We start from the raw sequence: 17,503 nt of genomic DNA, 5'->3' as shown, positions 1-17,503 counted from the left end.
TTCCCACAGTGGACGTCGTGATCCCCTGCTACAACTACGCCCACTTCCTGCCGGCCTGCGTCCGCAGCGTCCTAGACCAGCCCGGTGTGGACGTGCGGGTGCTTGTGATCGACGACACGTCCTCGGACAACACACCCGAGGTGATGGCCGAACTGATGGCCGCCGACAAGCGCGTCGAGGGCTACCGGCACGAGGTGAACAAAGGGCACATCGCCACCTACAACGAGGGCCTGCTGGACTGGGCGACCGCCGACTACACGGTGCTGCTGTCCGCGGACGACCTGCTGGCGCCGGGAGCGTTGCAGCGCGCGGCCGAGGTCTTCGAGCAGAACCCCGAAGTGGGCATGGTCTACGGCCGCGTCGTCTACTACAGCGACCACAACGCGTTGCCGAAGGTCACCGAGCTTCCGGTGAGGTCGAAGGTCTGGCGCGGCGAGGAGTGGATCGAGAACCGCTTCCGCAGCAGCCGCAACGTGATCTCCTCGCCTGAGGTCGTGGTCCGCACCAAGGTCCAGCAGAAGGTCGGCGGGTACCGCTCCGACCTGCCACATGCCGGCGACCTGGAGATGTGGCTGCGCATCGCCGCGGTGTCCGACATCGGCTACGTCAGCGGCAAGCCCGGCGCGTACTACCGGGTGCACGAGAACTCGATGATGCGCACGACGTTCAAGTCGGTGTTCGCCGACCTCGAACAGCGCCGTGACGTGTTCGACCTCGTGCTGGAGCAGAACCCCGGCCTGCCCGCACGGCTCAAGACGCTGGCGCACAAGGCCATCGCGGCCGACGCGCTGTGGCGGGCGGTCCGGTTGCACGACCGCGACCAGCTCGACGGCACCGAGAAGGAACTGCTCGACTTCGCCCGCGAGACCTATCCGGACCTCGAAGAGCTACCGGAGCATCGCGCTCTGTTGCGACGCCAGAAGTTCAGCCCGTCTTTCCTCAACCGCACGCAACTCTTCCTCGCGCCACACGCCTACAAGAGGGCGAAGTTGTTCGTCGGAACTCAGCGGTGGAAGTGGCGGGGCGAGTGGTGACGACGCAGGAGGACACGGGTCAGCTCGAGGGCAAGGTCTCCTCGGCGATCCGCTGGAGCGCGATCAACTCGCTGCTGCAACGCCTCTCCGCGGTCGGCATCAGCATCCTGCTGGCCCGCCTGATCGCACCCGAGCAGTTCGGTGTGTTCGCGGTCGCCCTGGTCGTGCTCAACATCGTGCTGAGCGTCTCCGAGCTCGGCGTCAGCGCCGCGCTGGTCCGCCACAACGGCCCGATCGACGAGATGGCGCCGACCGTCACGACGCTGTCCCTCGCGTCCGGCACGCTGCTGGCGCTGATCTGCGCGGTCGGCGCGCCCTGGTTCTCCAACGCCATGGACGCGCCGGAGGCCGCCGGGGTCATCCAGCTCATGTCGATCGCCCTGATCATCGCCGGCGCGACCGCCGTGCCCGGCGCGATGATGCAGCGGAACTTCCGGCAGGACCACAAGTTCTACGCCGACACCGCCGCGTTCGTGTGCGGCACGGCTGTCGCCGTCGTGCTGGCGTTCATGGGCTTCGGCGCGTGGAGCCTCGCGTGGCAGCGGATCGCGCAGAACCTCTCCGCCGCGGTCATCATGTTCTGGCTCACCAAGGACAGGTTCCGGCCGGGCTGGAATCCGGCCCAGGCCAAGGAACTGCTCGCGTTCGGCCTGCCGCTCGCGGGGTCGAGCCTGCTGATCTTCGGCGTGATGAACGTCGACTACATCGTCGTCGGCGCGGTGCTCGGCACCATCCCGCTCGGCTTCTACCTGCTGGCGTTCAACCTCGCGAGCTGGCCGGTGGCGGCGTTCAGCGCCCCGGTGAGGAGCGTGTCACTGGCCGCGTTCTCCAAGGTGCGCGAGGATCCGGAGCTCTTCCAGAAGTCGTTCGGACGTGCCCTCGGACTCCTGGCGCTCGTGACGGTCCCCGCGTGCGTGCTCCTGGCCGCCCTGGCCGAACCGCTCATCCGCGTCGTCTACGGCGAGCGCTGGGCTCCCGCGGCGACCGCGCTGGCGTTGCTGGTGCTGCTCGGCGCGGTCCGGGTCGCCCTCGAACTGGGCTACGACTTCCTCGCCTCGGCGGGCCGGTCGCGAGCGATCCTCGTGATCCACCTGGTCTGGCTGGGCGCGCTGGTGCCGTTGCTGGCGCTGGGCGCGCACCTCGACGGCATCCGGGGCGTCGCGGCGGCACACGTGGTCGTCGCGGTGCTGGTCATCACGCCCGCGTACCTGATCACCTTCAAGCCCTACGGCATTCGCGCCGGGGCGCTCGGCACGCGTCTGCTGCGGCCGTTCCTCGGCGGCGTGCTGATGGTCGCGGTCGTGCTCGCGGTCCGGAACACGATCGACAGCCAGGTGCTGCAGATCCTGGTCGGCGGCGCGCTGTCCTGTCTCGCCTATGCGCTCGTGGTGTTCCCGATGCGACACGAAATCCTTGCGGTGCTGAAGAAGAGGGCGAGCGCGTGAGACGACTGAGGCAGGTCACGAAGATCGTCCGCGAGCAGGGCGCCAAACAGCTCGGCGTCCGGCTGCTGACCGCCGCGACCCGCAGGCTCGGTGCCGAGGGCGAGGAACTGCCCGTGCGGCTCGACGACGTCCGCAAGGCCGACGTCGAGGCGCGCAAGCCCGTGGTGATCCCGCCGATCCCCCACGACGGCAGGCTCGTCGTCAACTGGGTCACCACTCCCCCGTCGAAGGGTTCCGGCGGCCACACCACGATGTTCCGGCTCATCCGGCACCTCGAGTCGCTCGGGCACGAGTGCCGGCTCTACCTGTACGACACGTTCGGCAACACGGTCACCGACCTCGAGCCCGGTGTCCGCGCGGCGTTCCCGTTCTTCAAGGGCTCGATCCACGACGTGACGGACGGGATGGCGGACGCCCACGCGGTGTTCGCGACCGCGTGGATCACGGCGTACCCGGCGTTCAACGACCCCTGCGCGGGCAAGAGGTTCTACCTCGTGCAGGACTACGAACCGTGGTTCTACCCGTCCGGCGGCCTCTACGCGCTGGCGGAGAACACCTACCGGATGGGCATGCACGGCTTCACCGCCGGCCGGTTCCTCGCCGACAAGGTGCGCGACGAGCACGGCATGCCGGCCGACCACTTCGACTTCGGCTGCGACGCCGACAGGTACCGGCTCGGAGACGAGAAGCGCGACGGCATCGTCTTCTACGCGCGGCGCAAGGCACCGCGGCGCGCGTTCGAGCTCGGTGTGCTCGCGCTGGAGGTCTTCGCCGAGAAGCACCCCGACCTCAAGATCCACGTCTACGGCGAGAAGATCGGCGACCTCGGGCCGCAGTTCCTCGACCACGGCCTGGTCACGCCGGACGACCTGAACGCCATCTACAACCGCTGCTTCGCCGGGTTGTCACTGTCGATGACCAACGTGTCGCTGGTGCCGCACGAGATGCTCGCGGCCGGATGCGTCCCCGTGGTGAACGATGCGCACTTCAACCGCGTAGTCCTGGACAACGACCACGTCCGGTACGCGACGCCCACCCCGCACTCACTGGCGCGTGCATTGTCCGATGTGGTCACATCGCCGGACTTCGACGCGGTCGCCCGTGCGGCCGCGTCCAGTGTGGAGGGACGTTCTTGGGATGCGGCAGGACATGAGCTGGAAAAGGTGCTCCGCCGCGAACTCGCCGCATGACTCGGGGGAACGTTCGTCACATCACCGGAGACGGCGACGTGGCGTCGGAGATCAGCACCCTCGCGGGCTGCGAGCCGTCGGCGGGAACCACGTGAACGGCGGGGAGCTTGGCGTCCTTGGGCACCGCGGCGAACGCGAGCTCACCGGTGGTGAGCCAGGTCGCCTGGTCGTCGATGCCGGCCGTGCCGGGCAGCCGCGTCTCGGTGTTGGTCGCGAGGTCGAGCACCGCGAGGTCCCACGGCCCGAGGCGGCCGATGCGCTTCTTGTACGCGACCTTCGTGCCGTCCGGCGAGAGCGACGGGCATTCCGCGTCGCGTCGCAACGTCGTCACCGACTTGGTCGTGAGGTCGCCCTTCACCAGCCAGGTGAAACCGCCGCTGGCGAGCGTCGCGTAGAAGGTCCTGTCATCGGAAGCCACCGTCAAACCCCAGTAGTTGACGTCACTGGCCGTGTGCGGAGCACCCTCCACAGTGGCGGCGAAGTGTTCGAGCGACTCGACCGTCTCCCCCGTGCGCAGGTCGTGGAAACCGGTGCGGGTGGAGAAGCCGCCGGGCACGGAGTACGAGTCGCCGGTGACGAAACTGGTCCAGGACACCACGTTCCCGGACTGCGAGACCTTCGCGCGGCTCGGGATGCCCGGCAGCGGAATGGTCCTGACCGGCTTGCCGTCGCGGCTCACCACGGCCGAGTAGGTCGGGCCGGGACCGGACAGCTTCAGGCACACGCTCGTGCCACCGGCGACGTAGAACCGCTGGCAGACCAGCTCCGTCGGGGTGCGAGCGCCGCCGTCGGCGAGCTTCTCGACCCGGTTCTGACCACCCGCGAGATCGACGAAGAGAAGATCGCCGATCTTGGCCTGGGACACCTGTTCGGCGCCCGCCGGCCGGTTCGCGTCGGTGGCCGCCGTGACGACGTAAGCCGTTGTCCCACCGATGACCACGAGAATGGCCGCGATGGTCACGGTCAGTCGTCCTGCACGCATGTTGCCTCCTGGATTCCTCTCCTTCATCGCTCGTCAGCTACGGCCTGTAACAGTTGGCAGCTCACCCCGATTTTCAAAGCAGGCGATACCCTACGAACATTGCGTTCGCAAGACCGAGCCGCGGATCGGGGATTTTGATGGACTTCTGGGGAACCGTACGAGTGCTGCGGCGGCGGTGGTACATCGCCCTTCCCGCAGTGCTGCTCACCGGTGTCCTCGCGCTCTCCGTCTACATCACCGTCCCCACGCGGTACGAGTCGAGCGGCGTGCTGGTCCTCACCTCCCCCGCGGCCGGCGGCCGGTACTCGGAGAAGACCAAGCCCGAGGACGTCGTCAGGGTCAACCCGCTGCTGCAGTTCGACGGCAGCCTCACCACCACCGCGCAGATCCTCACCCAGATCCTCGGCGACCCGAAGACGGCGGAAGAGCTGGCGGGTGAGGGCTCCACGGCCGTCTACACCGCCAACACGGGTCCCGTCGGCGGCCCGCTGCTGTTCATCACGACCGAGGCCGACTCGGCCGAGACCGCAGAAGGCCTCGTCGGCAAGGTGCTCGAGAAGACCGTGGCGGAGCTCGCGGCGCAGCAGAAGGCGTTGAGCGCGCCCGAACAGACGTTCATCACCGCGCAGGTGCTCGTGAAGCCGACGACGGCCTCGGCCAAGATCGGCGGCAAGGTCCGGTACGTCGGCGCGGCGACCGTCGTGTTGCTGCTGCTGACCCTCGCCTCCACGTTCGCCGCCGACTCGATCCTGCTGAAGGCCAAGCGCCGCAAGGACGGCAAGGACAAGGACGCGAAGGACCCGGCACCGTCCGAGAAGGACACCACGCCGGCCCCCGTTCCCCCGGTCCGGCCGAACCCGCCGGTCAACGGCAACGGGGGCGTACCGCAGCGGCCCACGCCTCCCGGTGTGCCGAACGCGCATCAGAAGACCGTCATCATCGCCGCCCCCAAGCCCCCGAACCCGGCATGGCCGACGAAAGACGACTGACCGCCCAGCGAGCCGACGGCGCCACTCTGCTCATCTTCTACATGGTGGCGCTGCTCGTCGTCCCGGCCCGGTTCACGATCGCGTTCGTCCCGATCACGCTGCCCCCGGCGTTGTTCGTGGCGATGTGCCTCGCGGTGCTCTGGTTCGCCGCGCACCTCGTCGACCACCTCGGCCTCGCCAAGGGCCGCAACGCCGTCCGCACGATCCTCGCGATCTACGTGATCCTGCACCTGATGACGTACGCCCTCGCGACGCGGCGCTACCTGCCGATCGACGAGCTGTCGGTGTCGGACTCGGCGCTCATCAGGATCGTGTCGATGGCGGCGCTCGCGGTGTTCGTGTGCGACGCCGTGCGCAGCGGCGAGAGGCTGAGCCGTGCGCTGCGCGTGATGGTGGGCTGCCTGACGGTCAGCGCGTTCGTCGGCCTGTTCCAGTTCGGCCTGGGCCTCGACCTCGCGTCGTACATCACGCTGCCGGGCCTGCGCGTGCAGGACAACGGCTACTCGGCGCTGGAGTCGCGGTCGATCTTCTTCCGCCCGGCCGGCACCGTGAACCACCCGATCGAGTTCGGTCTGGTCTGCGTGCTGGGCGTGCCGTTCGCCGCGCACTTCGTGTTCCAGGCGAAGGACCGCGGCGAGCCCGTCGGCCGCTGGTGGACCGCTCTGTCGCTGCTGGCGCTGATGGCGATCCTGTCGCTGTCCCGCACGGCGATCATCGGCCTGGTGGTGACGGGCGTCGTGATGGCGATCCTGCTGCCCCGCGAACGAGGCCTGCCGCTGCTCGGCATCGGCGCGGTGTTCCTGGGCGGCGCCTCCATCGTCGTGCCGGGCCTGTTCGGCACGGTGACCTCGATGTTCTCCAACATCGAGGACGACCCGTCGTTCCAGGGCCGCACCAAGGACTACGACGGAGCCTGGCTGGAGATCGCCAAACACCCGTGGCTGGGCAGGGGCTTCGGCACCTTCCTGCCCTCGAAGTACACGATCCTCGACAACCAGTACCTGCTGACGATGATCGAGAACGGCTACCTGGGCCTGATCGCCTTCGTGCTGCTGTTCCTCGGCGCCATCTTCGCGGCGCTGCGGGCCCGCGCGCTGTCCCGCGACGAGGGCGTGCGCGGCATCGCCATGTGCCTGGTGGCCGCGATGCTGACGTCCGCGCTGGGCGCCGCCACGTTCGACGAGCTCGCGTTCAGCGTCGCGACCGGCATGACGTTCATGCTGATCGGCGTGTCCGGCGCCTTGCTGCGCATAGCCAGACAGGAGGCCGCCGTGCGCAAGGCGGCCGAGGTCAGTCCAGCCAGCTGAGCATGCTGCGCCAGGCAGGGGCGGAGAACGCGAGGACGTCACCGCTCGCGTTCTTCGAGTCCCGCACCAGGGCAGCGTCGGACAGGGCGACTTCAACGCAGGCGCTATCGGTCGTGTTGCCGCTGTAGGAGCTCTTACGCCAAGTCCGTTCGCTGGTCATGAAGATCCTCTCGAAGACTGCTGACGTACTCCGCCAGCATGTTCCGAGATTGTTCCTCATCCAGGGCTACCGCATCCAACTGTGCGAAGAGCTTCCTGCTCGACGTGACGGCTGAGGGCTCCTGCGCGAACACCTTGGCCAGATCGGTCTCCACGTAGGCCAGAGGCGACGCCTTGCCGAACTCGAACAGCTGGAGCGGGGTCCTGAGCGCGAGGCGAACGGCGTTCGCTGGCACGATCCGGACGAGGTCGGCGTTGAAGAGCAGACGCAGGTACTGGTCTTCCATGGTCCGCGCGTCGCCGATCCGCAACCGCAGAGCCAGTTCGTGCACGTAGAACACGCAATCGGGGCGGTACGGCCGCCGCCAGATGTTCTGCCGCTCCATGCGGACCTCGACGCCTTTCTCGATGGCTTCCATCGATTCGCAGTCGGCGTCCATGAACAGCGCACGCACATAGGCCTCCGTCTGCAGAAGGCCAGGGATCGACAAGACCTCGTAGCTGAAGATCTTCGTGGCCATCGCCTCGACCATGGCGAGCGTGCGCAGGTTCTCCGGCATCTGGGCGAAGTACAGGTCGAAGGCGTGCCGGTACCGATTGGTGAAGTCTTGCAGGAACTCGATGCCCTTCCCGCACGTCGCCAGGTACTGGGCGAGGTCGACCTCGGTGGGGCGGGCCTTGCCGGTCTCGATGTTCGAGACCTTGCTCGGGTCCCACCCCAGCTGGGCGGCCATCGCGCGGCCTCCGAAACTGGTGTTGTTCTCGCGCAGCCTGCGCAGTTCGTCGCCCAGATCCCGGCTGTACGCGGTGGAGATGATCGCAGTCATGCTCTTGGACCGTAAGCGTTGAAGGAACTCCATAGAACGGCTCGTTCGGGTGAAAACGGAGCTCGCTCACCGCCAGAACGGCAGGCAGACCCAGTAGGCGGCCGCCACGACCGGAACCATCAGGAACAGCACGGTGGCGGGCACGCTCGCGACCAACCTCGACGGCAGGCGCCGGGACAGCCCGGCCATCCGTTCTTGGAGGCGCAGCCGGATCCGGGGCGACGGTACCGCCGCCGTCCAGGTCGACTCCAGGGCTGCCTCGATCTCGGCGATGCGATTGCTCGCGACCTGGCGGACCGCCCGGATCCGCCACAGCATCGCGATCCAGCCGAGTGTCAGGGCGAAACCGAACGCGGCGAACAGCACGACCATCACCACGGGCAACCGGGGAACGCCGGCCGACGTCGCCGAGAAGGCGATCAGCGCACCGTTCAACGTGATGAGCAGGCCGCCCATGCGGAAGTAGACCTGGTCCTCGTGGAAGTAGTGAGCCGACAGCAGCTTGTACTCCTCCAGCAGCCAGCTCTCCTCGCGCTCCGTCACACCTGGTTGTCGTCGGCCGCAACCGGCTCGCTACACCGAAACTCGCTGTCCAGCCGCCGGACACGGTGATAGACAGCGGCGGTGCACAACACTCTGGCGTTCCCCGACCTGCTGCGACTGATCGAGGAGCGGACCGCCGCCTTCTGCGCCGCCATCGCCGCCGCACCCGACCTCGACGCACCGGTGCCGTCCTGCCCGGGCTGGACGCTCTACGACCTGGTCCAGCACCTGGGCGACGGCCGCCGCAAGTGGGCGGAGATCGTCACCGCGGGCCCGGCCGACGCTCCCCCGGCCCGCACCCCCGCCGTGGCACCGCGCGAGGACCTGGTGGCGTGGATGACCGAGTCGTCGCGGCTGCTGGTGGAAGCGTTGAAGGAGTCCGGCCCGGACCGCGGCTGCTGGGCGTGGTGGAGCGACTTCCAGTCGCCGCGGACCACCGGTACCGCCGCCCGCCACCAGCTCCAGGAGATCGCGGTCCACACCTACGACGCCCAGCTCACCATCGGCGCCCCGCAACCGTTGCCGGCCGAGGTGGCGCTCGACGGCGTGGAGGAGTTCCAGACGACCTGCGTCGCGACGACGTCACCGTGGCCGCATGAACCCACGATCGTCGACTACCACGCCACCGAGGGCCGTTCCTGGCGCGTGACGCTCGACGCCGAGGGCGCCCGAGTCAGTGACGTCCCAGGCACGGCCGACGCGACGTTCAGCGCCACGGCGAGCGACCTGGTGCTGTCCTTCTACGGCCGCAAGACCGCGGACGACCTGAAGGGCGAGGGCGACCACCTGCGCGTCTTCGACCGGCTCGTGGCCTGGGAGCCCGAATAACCGGCTCACCCGGTTCCGTACTCCAGTCCCACGGTGAAGAGCAGGTCCTCGAAGTCGTCGGAGTAGTAGGTGACCATGCCCGCGCCGTTGTGGTGGCCGACGGTTTCGAGCCCGCCCACGGGCATGGGCCGCCACCAGTACACCCGCGAGCTGAGCTGGTACGCGCTGTTCGCGTGGCACTCGGCGGCGAGCCGCCCGACCTCGTCCAGTGCCGCCAGCACGCCCGCGGTGTCGCGGTCCCGGATGACGTGGAAGACGAACTGGTCGCGGGCGGGCATCGCGACCAGTGCGCCGTGCGGCGCGTCGGCCACCCCGGTCACCATCTCGATGACCCACGGGATGATCAGCACCAGGGAGCCGACGTAGTCCGAACCCTGCAGGTAGTAGACGCCGTCGCCCTCGAGGAACTGGTCCGGCAGTTCCCTGGCCAGGTTGTCCGCGCCGGCGTCGTAGAGCTGGTCGAGACCGTGCCGGAGCACGTGCTCGTCCTTCATGACCACGATGGAGTCGGGCCGGTCGAAGGCGAGCACCCGGAGCAGGCCGGGCGTGATCTCGTCGGCGTAGGACGCGACCTCCGACACCCCGCTGTCCGAGGTGGCCAGGCGCAGGTAGGTGCGCTGGAGCACCAGATCGGTCGGCCCTTCGAGGTCGGCACCGTCCGCCGTCCCGAGAGCGATGGCCCGCCGGAAGTGGTCGTCGACCAGATCCGCCCACTCGTCGGCCGGAGTGCCGGCCAGTGCCGCCGAAAGCGACTCGAACCCGAGCTCGAGCTGCTCCGGATGGCTGACCTCGACGTGGTCCTCGTGGACGGCGATCCTCATGCCGATGAACGCCGGACTGCGGCGCGCCAGGTGCCGCAACCGGTCCTGTTGCGCGGTGGTGAGCAAATGCATCGCCGGGACGTTACAAGTCCTGCGGCCGCGCGTCCGGGTTTTGCGCGAAAGGCCGCCGAAGCATTGCTTCGACGGCCTTGAACGCGATGTCAGACGGCTTTCAGGCCGTCCGGGGTCTCCTCGTGCCGGATACCGCACTCGGGACACGACAGATCGTCTGAGAGCCGCACCCCGCAGGCGCAGACCCAGCCCTTCACCACGGCCGGGTTGCCCGCCACGAACGCGTGCGCGGGCACCGACTTCGTGATGACCGCACCGGCCGCGGCGAACGCGTGCTCGCCGATCTCGGTGCCGCACACCACGATCGCACCGGCGCCCAACGTGGCCCCGCGCCGCACCAGGGTGGTCTCCAGCGCGTCGCCGGTCTTCTTGACGTGGGCGCGCGGGCGCAGGTCGTTGGTGAAGAGCACGTTCGGGCCGAGGAACACGTCGTCCTCGCACGTCACGCCGTCGAAGACCAACGTCCCGTTCTTGACCGTCACGTTGTTGCCCAGCACCGCGCGCGACTCGACGAACGCGCCGTCGCAGATGTTGCAGTCACGGCCGACGCGCGCGCCCGGCAGCACGTGCGCGAACGCCCACACGCGCGTGCCGTCGCCAACGTCCTCGGACTCGCACAGCCCCTTGGGGTGCACGCGGACTCCGGTCATCGCAGCGCCTCCTTCAACGCCTCGGCCACGCGCGTCTGCTGGGCCTCGGTGATCTCCGGGAACAGCGGCAGCGACAGCAGTTCCCCGGCCGAAGTCTCCGCCACCGGGTACGAGCCGTCCAGGTGGGCGAACGCGCCGGTCTTGTGCAGCGGCGTCGGGTAGTGGATGCCGGCGCCGATTCCCGCGGCGTGCAGGGCGGACAGCACGCGGTCACGTTCCGGCACGCGCACGACGTAGAGGTGCCAGACGGGCAGGTTGCCGTCGAGCACGACCGGCAGCTTCACCCGTTCGACGTCGGCGAGCAGCTCGGTGTAGCGCTGGGCGGCGGTGCGGCGGGCCTGGTTCCAGCCCTCCAGGCGGCGCAGCTTCGCGGACAGCACCACGGCCTGCAGCGTGTCGAGGCGGCTGTTGAAACCGAGCACCGGGTGCTCGTACTTGCGCGGCGAACCGTGCTCGCGCAGCAGCTTCACCGACTCGGCGATCGCGTCCGACGTCGTCAGCACCGCGCCGCCGTCGCCGTACGCGCCGAGGTTCTTGCCGGGGTAGAACGAGGTCGCGGCGGCGGCACCGAGGCCACCGACGGCGACGCCGTTGCGGCGCGCGCCCTGGGCCTGGGCGGCGTCCTCGACGACCGGCAGGCCCAGCGGCAGCAGCTCGACCGGCGCGGCCTGGCCGTAGAGGTGCACCGGCACAACGGCCTTGGTGCGCGAGGTGACCACAGAGGACACCTGGTCGACGTCGATCAGCAGCGTGTCGTCCACGCAGTCCACGAGCACGGGCGTCGCACCGGCGCGGGCGACGGCCTCGGCCGTGGCGATGAAGGTGTTGGCGGGCAGCACGACCTCGTCACCGTGGCCGACGCCCAGCGCGCGCAACGCCAGCTCGATGGCGTCGGTGCCGTTGCCGACACCGATGGCGTGCGGAACTTCTTGGTAGGCGGCGAATTCCGACTCGAACCGGGCGACCTGGGGGCCGTTGATGAAGGCTGTCGTCTTGAGCACCTCGGCCCAGCCGTCGGCCACCTCGTCGGCCACCTGCTCGTGCTGGGCACGCAGGTCCACCAGTGGAATCTCGATCACGCGCTCTCCCCACGCAACGGGCGGGCCGGCACGCCGGCCCACGTCTCTCCTGCCGGAACGTCCTGCAGGACAACGGCTCCCATGCCGATCACGGCACCGGCGCCGATCTTCACTCCCTCGCGCACCAGGGCTCCCTGTCCCAGGTACGCGGCCTCCCCCACGTGCACCGACCCCGCGAGCGAGGCGCGACCGGCGAACGTGACGCCGTCCGACACCACGTCGTCGTGGGTGATCAGCACCTGTGGCATGGCCACCACGTGCCGTCCCAGCGCGAGCGGGGTCGTGATGACGACTCCCGCGAGCAGAATCGTTCCGGCGCCGACAGAAGCACCGGAGGTCACGGCCGCCGGGTGCACGATGGTCGCCCATCGTTCGTCCGGCAGGTCGAGCTTCCTGGCCACGTCCAGCCGGACCAGCGACCGCCGCGCACTCGCGATGCAGAGCACGACGGCCGCGTCCGGATGATCAGCCAGGAGGTCGAGCCCGCCCAGCACGGGCACCCCGTCGATCAGGGTGCCGTGCAGGGCGGTGGAGTCGTCGAGCGCCCCGAGGGGGTTCCACGTCTCCGGGAGGAGGCGGACCGCCGCGAGAGTCTCGCGAGCGAGTCCACCTGCCCCGATGAACAGCAGTGGCCTTGCGGTCACAGGTGCATCACTGGAACACCACGTCCACCCAGTAGTTGCCACCGTTGTAGGTCGTGGTCGGGAAGCCCGACCCGGCCGTGAACACACCGGCGGACGGTGCGGCACCCAGCGGCGGCGAGGTCACCGAGCCGAAGTAGCCGGCGTTCACCGCGTAGCGACCCGTGGTGGTCGTGTACGACGCCGTGTACGTCGTGTTGGCGGTGATCGCCACCGGCTGCGTGAACGTCAGCGTCTGCCAGCCGGACTCGGTCTCGTTCGAGAACGTGCCGGTGGCCAGGCGCTGGCCGTCCGCGGACCAGAGCGATCCGGTGTGGGTGCCGGTGTTGCCCGCTCCCTTGTAGAACTTCACGCCGGTGATCTGCCCGTTCGTGCTCGACGTGAACTTGACGCCCAGCTCGTACGCGCCGTTGTCGTCAGCCGAGGTCACCGTCGGAACGGTGGCCGCGCTGAACAGCGAACACGGGCAGGTCTGCGTCGTCGCCGACGTGAACGACCACGTGACCGGGTTGGCCATCATGTTGCCGAACGTGTCCGCGGCCTTGGCGGTCACCGAGTACACGGTGGACGCCGCGAACCTGGCCGCGGGGGTGAACGTGATCATCCTGCTGTCCGGCGAGAGCGCCCGCGTGCCGGCGATCTTCGCGCCACCGGGGTCGGTGACGTCGAACTGCGCCGAGTTGAGATCCACGGGCTCGTCGAACGACACGGTGATCACCGAGTTCAGTGCCACCTCGGACGCGCCGCTCAGCGGCGTGTGCGACTGCGCCACCGGAGCGACGTTGTCCGCGTTGGGCTGGTAGACCACGTCGACCCAGTAGTTGCCGGAGCCGTACGTCATGGTCGGGAACCCGCTGCCCGGCGTGAACACGCCGTTCGTCTCCTGCGGCGCCGTCAGCGGACCGGAGTTGACCGGACCCGTCCCGAAGTACCCGGCGTTCACCGCGTAGTGCCCGGTGGTCGTCGTGTACGAGGCGGTGTAGGTCTGGCCGGAGCTGACGATCACCGGCTGCGAGAACGTGAGCGTCTGCCAGCCCGTCGCGGTCTCACCCGTGAAGGTGCCCGTGGCGAGGCGCTGACCGCTCGAGTTCCAGAGACTGCCGGTGTGCGTGCCGGTGTTGCCGGATCCCTTGTAGAAGCGGACACCGGTGATCTGGCCCGACTGGGTCGGGGTGATCCGGACACCCAGCTCGTACGCGCCCGAGTCGTCGGCCGACGTCTCGTCCGGCACCGTCGCCGTGCTGAAGAGCGAGCACGGGCAGGTCGCGGTTGTCGTGGTCGTGGTCGTGAAGGTCCACTCCGCGGCGGCCGTCATCGCGATGCCGTTGACGTCCGCGATGCCCACGCGCGCCTGGTACTGCGTGCCGGGCACGAGCTTGCCGGACGGCGTCCAGGTGACCGTCTTCTGGTCGCCGGACAGCGACACCGAGCCGGACAGCTTGCCGCCCTTCGGGTCCTTCAGCCAGATCTGCGCCGACGCGGGGTCGACCGGCTCGCTGAACGTCGCCGTCAGCGCGGTCTGCAGGCCCACGTTCGTCGCGTTCACGGCCGGCGTGCGGTTCGTGATCGTCGGCGGCGTGGTGTCACCGTTGAGGCCGTTGCGGTAGATGACGTCGACCCAGTAGTTCGTGGCGTTGTAGGAGTTGTTCGGGAACCCGCTGCCGTACTTGTAGACGCCGTTGCCGCCGTCCGCGCCGTTCTGCAACGCGTGCAGCGACTGGTAGCTCGCCTCCTGGCCGTTGAAGTAGCCGGAGGTGACCGAGTACCGGCCGTTCGGGGCGTTGTACGAGACGACGTAGGTCGTGTTCGCCTGCACCTGGACCGGTGAGTTGAACATCAGCTTCTGCCAGCCGGACGTCGTCTCCGCGGTGAACGTGCCGGTCGCGAGCAGCAGACCCGTGGAGGTCCACAGCGAGCCGGTGTGCGTGCCGGTGTTGCCGGAGCCCTTGTAGAAGCGGACGCCGAGCACCTCGCCCTTGCCGTCGAAGCGGACCTTCGTGCCGACCTCGACCTGGCTCGTGTCACCGGCGTCGATCACCGCCGGTGCCGCGAAGTCGTCCCAGACCGTGCACGGGCAGGTCGCCGGGCGCGGCGAGCCTGTCGTGAACGTCCAGTTCGCCTGCGAGGACAGGTTTCCCGCCGCGTCCGCCGCCCTCATCGTGACGGTGTAGGCCGTGGCCGCCACCAGTGGTGCCGAGGGCGTGAACGTGATCGTGCGGGCGTCGTTCGAGATCGACTTGGTGCCCGTGACCGCACCCGACGGACCGGTCACCGTGACCTGGGCCGAGGCGAGGGTCACGTTCTCGTCGAACGTGCCCGACACCGTGGTGTTCAGCGCGACGGATCCGGCGTTGGCCACCGGGGACATCGCGCTCTGGATCGGCGCGCGGGTGTCGGGACCGGGGTCCGTCGCCCACACCACGTCGACCCAGTAGTTGGTGTGGTCGAACGTCTGGTTCGGGAAGCCGGCGCCGAAGCGGAATACGCCATTCGGTCCGTCCACACCGGACTTGAGGCCGGTGATGGGTTCCATGTAGGCCTGTTGCTGGAAGAACCCGCCGGTGTCGTAGGCGAAGCGCCCGGTCGGCGTGTAGTACGACACGATGTAGGTCGTGTTCGCGTTCACCGCGACCGGCTGCGGGAAGAGCAGCGTCTGCCAGCCCGTCGGGCTCTCGTTGGTGAAGGTGCCGGTGGCGAGCAGGTCACCGTTGCTCGACCACAGACTGCCGGTGTGCGTGCCGGTGTTGCCGGTGCCCTTGTAGAACTTCACGCCGCGGACGTAGCCGTTGCTCGCGGCGCGCCACTTCACGCCGAGCTCGAGCTGCGAGTTGTCGTTGGCCGAAGCGACCTTCGGGACCTCCGAGCCGGAGAACATGCCGCACGGGCAGGTCTTGGCGGTGACGCTCGGCGTGGCGGACACGGGCGTGGACAGGTTCAGCGAGTCGTCGACCGCGCGGACCCTGAGCTGTGCCGTGCCGGACTGGTTCGGCGTGTACGTGTAGCTCCACGACGTCTGACCGGCCTGCCAGTTGGCGTAGTGCCAGCGCGTGCCGCCGTCGGTCGAGACCTCGACGCCCGCGACCTTGCCGGCGGCGTCGATCACGGTGCCGCTGAAGGTGTAGGGCTGGCCGACCGTCGACTGCGCCGGCAGGGTCGTGATCTGCACGCCGGGTGCCGCGTTGTCGTTGATCGCACCGGAGATGACGAGCTGGTCGGCTCCCCACAGCTGGTAGGGCTGGACGCCCATGTCCGCGAGGAAGTTGACCGTCGCCTGCTTGATCCGCTTGTCCGATGTCGGCGTGTTGGTCGGGAACGCGTGTTCGTCGTCGACGCCCCACGCCCACTGCACCGTGCCGGCACCGAACACCAGGGCGCCGGAAGGCGCTCGATAGTACGTGATCGCGTGCGTCTCGGTGCTGGAGCCGTACTCGTCGCCGTAGTTCTTCAGGGCGTAGTAGCCGTCCAGGTTGACCGTCGTGCGCGACATCTGCGCGACGCCGGCGGGCTGGAAGCCGTTGTCGTACACGGTGTTCCACTCGTAGCCCAGCGTGCCGGGCTCGAACGTGTACGTGGTGCCCGCGGCGAGGTTCACCAGGTCGGTGTTGCGCCAGAGCCGCATCTTGCCGTACGCGGCCGGGACCTGCAGCGCGTCGTCACGCCGGCCGTTGACCGTGAACATGTTGCCGAGCAACGCGTTCTCGGGCTTGCCGCCGTCCTGAGGTGGGCTGTAGCGCGGATCTCGCCACGTGCCGGTCCAGGTGTTCTCGCCGTCGTTCTGGGCACCCTTCGTCTCCTTGTAGCAGACGATGGTGCGCCAGTCGGTCTGGGAGGAGTCGATGCTCTTCTCCCACTTCGTCTTCCAGAAGATCTCGTTGCCGGTCAGGAACGCCATGTGCACGCCCGCGTCACGGGCGGCCATCACGTTGTTCCACTGCTCGTTCGACCAGTACTCGTCGTGGCCGACCGCCATGAAGACCTTGTGGTTCTTGATCAGGTTGCCGCGGCGGGCGGAGTCCACGTCGGTCGTGTAGCTCATGTCGTACCCGTTGCGCTCCAGGAACCTGAGCATCGGGTACTCGGCGTTGAAGATGAAGTTCTCGTCGCCGTCACCGCCGGTGTACGGGCGGTTGTAGCTGACCTTGTACGAGCTGCCGCCCTGGCCGGGGCCGTCACCGAAGTAGAGGCTGTTGCCGCCGTAGCGGTTGTAGGCGACCCAGGTGGCGTCGGAGGTCTGGAAGAAGATCTTCGAGGTCGAGCTGTCGTCGCGGACGACGAACGCCATCTCGTTCTGGGCACCGGTGTCGTTGCGCGTCATGCGCACGTAGTAGATGCCGGAGACCGCGGTGGACGGGATGTTCCAGGTGACCGACACGGCCCAGTTGCCGCAGTCGATGAGCGCGGACGGCGTGTCCCGCAGACAGGGTGGCTGGTTCTGCGGCGTGTTGCGGTTGACCGTGCCCATGTACCGGGCGCCCTTGCCGCCGTACCAGCCCATCCGGTAGATGTCGAGCTTGTACGAGGAGGCCGACGTCAGCATCTTGAAGCTGACGGTCTGGCCGATGTTGTAGCTGATGTCCGTCGTGTACCCGAGGATCGCGTCGTCCCGGTACTGGGCCTGCCAGTTGTCCGCCCCGGTCTGCGTGTTCTCACACGCGACCTTGTTGGTGACGGGGAAGTCACACGGAGCGGCGTTGGCCTTCGGAGGGTTGAAGACGCCGAGCACGAACATCGTCGATGCGATTAATGCCGTGATCACAAGCACCCGCACGAGACGCGACTGCTGAGCCACCATTGGGTTTCACCTCTCGGACGGAGTTACCGTGTGTGATCCGCGCACTACGCTGGACAGCACAGGGCTGCTACTCCGAACGTCGGCGATCTGGTTAAAACTGTTACGTGTCAACACAAAAATGTTCCTGTGGGGGTTGAATCTTTA

The 17,503-nt window shown here is 68.3% G+C and carries 15 protein-coding genes; 6 read left to right on the top strand and 9 right to left on the bottom strand.

The features are described 5' to 3' along the window. The first annotated feature begins 8 nt into the window (after nucleotides 1-8). The 3 genes from SK571_RS05570 to SK571_RS05560 are packed head-to-tail and all read left to right on the top strand — an operon-like array spanning nucleotide 9 to nucleotide 3,669. Entirely contained in the window at nucleotides 9-1,034 is a 1,026-nt protein-coding gene (locus SK571_RS05570) for a glycosyltransferase (protein ID WP_319982946.1), read from the top strand. Then, nucleotides 1,031-2,479 carry a lipopolysaccharide biosynthesis protein gene (locus tag SK571_RS05565; protein ID WP_319982945.1) on the top strand — a complete coding sequence of 483 codons (1,449 nt, stop codon included), beginning with the start codon at nucleotides 1,031-1,033 and terminating at the stop codon, nucleotides 2,477-2,479. Before SK571_RS05570 ends, SK571_RS05565 begins: the two co-directional genes overlap by 4 nt. Beyond that, a complete protein-coding gene (locus SK571_RS05560; protein ID WP_319982944.1) occupies nucleotides 2,476-3,669 on the top strand; it encodes a rhamnosyltransferase WsaF family glycosyltransferase in 1,194 nt (397 codons plus the stop codon). The genes SK571_RS05565 and SK571_RS05560 overlap by 4 nt, the downstream gene beginning before the upstream one ends. 16 nt (nucleotides 3,670-3,685) lie before the next feature. Here the strand turns inward: SK571_RS05560 and SK571_RS05555 are convergent, their stop codons facing one another. Beyond that, a complete protein-coding gene (locus SK571_RS05555; protein WP_319982943.1) occupies nucleotides 3,686-4,651 on the bottom strand; it encodes a TolB family protein in 966 nt (321 codons plus the stop codon). A 137-nt stretch (nucleotides 4,652-4,788) separates the two neighbouring features. Here SK571_RS05555 and SK571_RS05550 point away from each other — a divergent pair, with 137 nt between their 5' ends. Together SK571_RS05550 and SK571_RS05545 are read left to right on the top strand one after the other, a co-directional pair. After that, nucleotides 4,789-5,640, top strand: coding sequence for a YveK family protein (locus SK571_RS05550; protein WP_319982942.1), 852 nt, complete (start codon nucleotides 4,789-4,791; stop codon nucleotides 5,638-5,640). Then, nucleotides 5,619-6,947 (top strand): O-antigen ligase family protein, encoded by a 1,329-nt coding sequence (locus SK571_RS05545; protein ID WP_319982941.1) that lies wholly within the window; start codon nucleotides 5,619-5,621, stop codon nucleotides 6,945-6,947. The genes SK571_RS05550 and SK571_RS05545 overlap by 22 nt, the downstream gene beginning before the upstream one ends. Here SK571_RS05545 and SK571_RS05540 read toward each other — a convergent pair. The 3 genes from SK571_RS05540 to SK571_RS05530 all read right to left on the bottom strand — a co-directional run bounded on the left by SK571_RS05540 (nucleotide 6,931) and on the right by SK571_RS05530 (nucleotide 8,476). Then, nucleotides 6,931-7,107 carry a DUF397 domain-containing protein gene (locus tag SK571_RS05540; RefSeq protein WP_319982940.1) on the bottom strand — a complete coding sequence of 59 codons (177 nt, stop codon included), beginning with the start codon at nucleotides 7,105-7,107 and terminating at the stop codon, nucleotides 6,931-6,933. The two genes, SK571_RS05545 and SK571_RS05540, sit on opposite strands and share 17 nt — an antisense overlap. Next, nucleotides 7,082-7,933, bottom strand: a complete 852-nt coding sequence (locus tag SK571_RS05535; RefSeq protein ID WP_319982939.1) for a helix-turn-helix domain-containing protein — start codon at nucleotides 7,931-7,933, stop codon at nucleotides 7,082-7,084. The genes SK571_RS05540 and SK571_RS05535 overlap by 26 nt, the downstream gene beginning before the upstream one ends. Before the next feature lie 66 nt (nucleotides 7,934-7,999). Continuing rightward, on the bottom strand, nucleotides 8,000-8,476 hold the full coding sequence (locus SK571_RS05530) for a RipA family octameric membrane protein (RefSeq protein ID WP_319982938.1): 477 nt from the start codon (nucleotides 8,474-8,476) through the stop codon (nucleotides 8,000-8,002). Nucleotides 8,477-8,557: 81 nt separating this feature from the next. On the opposite strand from SK571_RS05530, the gene SK571_RS05525 reads away from it, so the two are divergent. Beyond that, nucleotides 8,558-9,304, top strand: a complete 747-nt coding sequence (locus SK571_RS05525) for a maleylpyruvate isomerase family mycothiol-dependent enzyme (RefSeq protein ID WP_319982937.1) — start codon at nucleotides 8,558-8,560, stop codon at nucleotides 9,302-9,304. A gap of 5 nt (nucleotides 9,305-9,309) precedes the next feature. Here SK571_RS05525 and SK571_RS05520 read toward each other — a convergent pair whose 3' ends face one another. From SK571_RS05520 to SK571_RS05500, 5 genes are all read right to left on the bottom strand, one after another. Next, nucleotides 9,310-10,197: a hypothetical protein gene (locus SK571_RS05520; protein WP_319982936.1), complete on the bottom strand. Its 888-nt coding sequence runs from the start codon at nucleotides 10,195-10,197 to the stop codon at nucleotides 9,310-9,312. A gap of 89 nt (nucleotides 10,198-10,286) precedes the next feature. Further along, nucleotides 10,287-10,847, bottom strand: a complete 561-nt coding sequence (locus tag SK571_RS05515) for an acyltransferase (RefSeq protein WP_319982935.1) — start codon at nucleotides 10,845-10,847, stop codon at nucleotides 10,287-10,289. Next, the gene (locus SK571_RS05510; RefSeq protein ID WP_319982934.1) at nucleotides 10,844-11,926 is read right to left on the bottom strand and encodes a DegT/DnrJ/EryC1/StrS family aminotransferase; all 1,083 of its coding nucleotides are present in this window, start codon (nucleotides 11,924-11,926) and stop codon (nucleotides 10,844-10,846) included. Before SK571_RS05510 ends, SK571_RS05515 begins: the two co-directional genes overlap by 4 nt. Then, nucleotides 11,923-12,570: a NeuD/PglB/VioB family sugar acetyltransferase gene (locus SK571_RS05505; protein ID WP_319982933.1), complete on the bottom strand. Its 648-nt coding sequence runs from the start codon at nucleotides 12,568-12,570 to the stop codon at nucleotides 11,923-11,925. The genes SK571_RS05510 and SK571_RS05505 overlap by 4 nt, the downstream gene beginning before the upstream one ends. A gap of 7 nt (nucleotides 12,571-12,577) precedes the next feature. Next, on the bottom strand, nucleotides 12,578-17,359 hold the full coding sequence (locus tag SK571_RS05500) for a DUF4082 domain-containing protein (protein WP_319982932.1): 4,782 nt from the start codon (nucleotides 17,357-17,359) through the stop codon (nucleotides 12,578-12,580). Nucleotides 17,360-17,503: the final 144 nt, after the last annotated feature.

Source organism: Lentzea kristufekii (assembly GCF_033949925.1).
GTDB classification, from domain to species: Bacteria; Actinomycetota; Actinomycetes; order Mycobacteriales; family Pseudonocardiaceae; genus Lentzea; species Lentzea kristufekii.
This window is presented reverse-complemented; position numbering and strand designations above follow the sequence as displayed.